This is a genomic window from Romboutsia sp. 13368, assembly GCF_018336475.1.
Classification (GTDB): Bacteria; Bacillota; Clostridia; order Peptostreptococcales; family Peptostreptococcaceae; genus Romboutsia.
This window is the reverse complement of the sequence record NZ_CP048741.1, coordinates 1075960-1077101: the sequence shown is the minus strand read 5'-3', so window position 1 is coordinate 1077101 and position 1142 is coordinate 1075960. Positions and strand designations below refer to the sequence as shown.

Annotated in this window: 1 protein-coding gene; it reads left to right on the top strand. The window is 26.6% G+C overall.

Features of this window, described 5'->3' with window-relative positions:
• The first annotated feature begins 414 nt into the window (after nt 1–414).
• The gene (locus G3997_RS04370) at nt 415–1020 is read left to right on the top strand and encodes a thermonuclease family protein (RefSeq protein WP_296649354.1); all 606 of its coding nucleotides are present in this window, start codon (nt 415–417) and stop codon (nt 1018–1020) included.
• Nucleotides 1021–1142 lie beyond the last annotated feature (122 nt).

Below are 1142 nucleotides of genomic sequence, written 5' to 3'. Positions count from 1 at the left end.
GGTGTCGCAAAATACGACACCCTGTTTATACTAAATTTATTAATTAAATTTCTTTATTATATAGCACTATTGGTATTTTATAATAAATATATTATAATAATACTTTGCAATACATTTATTATAGGTGGAATTTTATGAACTTATATAGAAAAAATAAATTTAAGTCTATATTTTTAGCATCAGCTCTTGTAGTTTCTTTATTATTTACTGGTTGTTCTAAAGATAATCAAAATTTAGTAGAAACTCAAACACAAATTAAAAACTCAGCATCTAATGAAAATTCATACAATGATTCTAACTCTAGTAAAGAAGTGCCGACAGGTTGTGTCGAAGCTTTAATTGAAAGAGTTGTAGATGGAGATACAATGAAACTTAAACTAAAAGAAACTGGAGAAAGTATAACTTTANGAAAGTATAACTTCAAGATTATTATTAGTAGATACTCCAGAATCAGTAAAAAAAGGAGTAGATCCTCAACCTTACTCAATAGAAGCATCTAACTATTCAAAAGAAAATTTAATAGCTGGTGATACAGTTTATATTGAATATGATGAAGGTAGTAAAACAGATAAATACAATAGACATTTAGGATATTTATGGTTCAAATCTAGTGAAGATAATAACTGGTATATGCTTAATGAAAAATTAATATCTAATGGATATGCTAGAGTTGGATATATATATTCTCAAAAAAGACACTTAGATGATCTTTATAAAGCTCAAGATTATGCAAAATCACATAAGTTAAATATATGGTCTGTAGATGGGTATGTAACTGATAATGGATATGATGTGGATGCTTATAATTCAAATAATGATACATCATCTAATACTACTAATGCTTCTGATACTTCTAATAAAGAAGAAACTTCATCTAATACAGTTTACGCTAATGGTGGTTCTTCTAGTTCAACTAAATACCACTCTAGTAAGGATGCACACAACATGAAAGGTGCTATAGAAATGACTGAAAGTGAAGCTAAATCTAAAGGATATTCTCCTTGTGGATTATGTTATTAATATATTTAAAATAAAATGGCTATACATACTATGTACAGCCATTTTATTTTAATCTAGAGATTCTAAAAACTTTTTAATTGCTTTTGATAATTTTTCAAAATCATCAATTCGTATATCATGAC